The sequence below is a fragment of the Methylobacterium sp. CCH5-D2 genome, assembly GCF_001556475.1.
GTDB classification, from domain to species: domain Bacteria; phylum Pseudomonadota; class Alphaproteobacteria; order Rhizobiales; family Beijerinckiaceae; genus Methylobacterium; species Methylobacterium hispanicum.
The window spans coordinates 1-1,867 of sequence record NZ_LSIX01000447.1 but is presented as its reverse complement, the minus strand read 5'-3'; the positions used below and the strand labels follow the sequence as shown (position 1 = coordinate 1,867).

Annotated in this window: 3 protein-coding genes; 2 read left to right on the top strand and 1 reads right to left on the bottom strand. The window is 70.2% G+C overall.

Translation table 11 applies throughout. From position 1 onward, the window contains the following. On the bottom strand, positions 1 to 442 hold a 442-nt coding region (locus AX737_RS11480; protein WP_066921434.1), incomplete at its 3' end, for a pilus assembly protein N-terminal domain-containing protein. Positions 443 to 830: 388 nt separating this feature from the next. On the opposite strand from AX737_RS11480, the gene AX737_RS11475 reads away from it, so the two are divergent. Beyond that, the gene (locus tag AX737_RS11475) at positions 831 to 995 is read left to right on the top strand and encodes a Flp family type IVb pilin (RefSeq protein ID WP_066921433.1); all 165 of its coding nucleotides are present in this window, start codon (positions 831 to 833) and stop codon (positions 993 to 995) included. 163 nt (positions 996 to 1,158) lie between these two features. Continuing rightward, complete coding sequence (locus AX737_RS11470; RefSeq protein WP_066921431.1) at positions 1,159 to 1,665, top strand: prepilin peptidase; 507 nt, start codon at positions 1,159 to 1,161, stop codon at positions 1,663 to 1,665. Positions 1,666 to 1,867 lie beyond the last annotated feature (202 nt).

Here is a 1,867-nt window from a genome sequence, read left to right as displayed (position 1 = left end):
TGACCGAGCCGTAATACTCGGCCGCGTCGCCGAGCTGGGCCGAGGGCTGGCAGACCGGCGTGCAGGAATAGGAGTTCCGGTCGAGCGCGCCGCGCTGGACCGTGACGACGGAGGTCTGCGCGGCATCGACGCGGATCGTCGTCTCGGCGATCATCGCGCCGGCGCCGTCGAGGGCGATGAGGTTGGTCGAGCCGAAGCTCTTGCCGGTGAGCACGATCACGCCGTTCTTCTGCAGGGTCACGTCAGCGATGATCGGGTTGCCGACGATGATCGTCTGGGTCCGCTCGGGCAGGCGCATCACCTTGGCGTTGTCGACGAAGACCGTGACGACGGGCGGCGTCTCCGGAGCCGCGAGGGCGGCCGAGGTCGCGATCAGGAGGCCGGCGACCGGGCCGAGGCCGGCGGCAAGACCTTTGGCGAGGCGGGGCAGGAGACGGCGCATGGCTCGCGGCACTCTGGAATTCTCGGCGGCCGCCGGCCGCGCGGGCGGCGGTTCCGCATCTGGCCGCCAGAAGAGCGCGGATTGGTGAAGGAAGGCCTAAGCCCGCCCGCCGGGCGGGAGTGGCCCCGCCGGCGCGGCCGGGCCGTCGCGGCCCCTCCGGCCAAGGGAAGATCCAAGCGAGGATCATGGACCGACGACAGGTTTTTGTCCTGTGCGATCGTGCCGACAACCTTTCCTTCACCAAGATTCCGGCCACGCCCGCGTGCCGGGATGAGGGGGACCGACTTAACCGAATTTCAAGGCGGCTTGAGACATCCTGCACCCGTCGCCGATCGAGACCGCAGAGCTTCGACGGCCCTCGCACGTCGTTGAACCAAGGATCGTTCCCATGAAGTCTGTCTTCAAGCGCTTCGCCTCCGACGAGTCCGGCGCCACCGCGATCGAGTACGGCATGATCGCCGCCCTGATCGCCGTGGTCATCATCGGCACCCTGAAGATCATCGGCACTCAGCTCAACGCGAAGTTCAACGCGATCTCGGCCCAGCTCAACTGATCCGGACGGCGCGCCGGACCGGCGCCCGGCCGGTCCCGGGACGCGCCGGCCAACCCGGCGGCGCGGCCGATTCCGCCCTGGCGCGGGATCGGCCGCGCCGCGTTCGGGGTGCCTGTCGATTCCGCGCCGCACATCCGACCACCCGCGCTGAGCACGAGACGCCATGGCCACGCTCGGAATCCTGGTGATCTTCCCGTTCCTGATGGCCTACGCCGCGGCGAGCGACCTGTTGACCATGCTGATCCCGAACCGGATCTCGCTGGCGCTCGTGGCGGCCTTCGCTGTCCTGGCCTGCACCGGCCTGATGTCGGCGCAGGAGATCGGCCTGCATCTGGGCGCCGCCGCGCTCGTCCTCACCGTCACCTTCGCCCTGTTCGCCTTCGGGGTGATCGGCGGGGGCGACGCCAAGCTGGCCGCCGCGACCGCGCTGTGGCTCGGCTTCGACGGCCTCGTCGATTATCTCCTGGTCGCCTCGCTGCTGGGCGGCGGCCTGACGCTGGCGCTCCTGGCCGCGCGCAGCCATCCCCTGCCCAGGGCCGCCGCGCGCCTGCCGTTCGTCCTGCACCTGCACGATGCCAAGACGGGCGTTCCCTACGGCATCGCGCTCGCCGCCGCGGCACTTCTCGTCTTCCCCGAGACGGTCGTCTGGGCGCGCGCGATCTCGGCCTGATCGTGCCGGGATCGACACGGGCGGAACCCGGCCCGGTGACCTCCCCTTAACCATACCTACACGAATGCCCGGGCAGACTGTCCCGGACGGCGAACCCCACGCCGTCCCGGATGCCGTGGGCCGACATGCAACCAGCACGCCTTGCCGTCCTCGCCATCGCCCTCGTCGCGGGCGGTGGGGCGGCGTTTCTGATGAGCGGGGG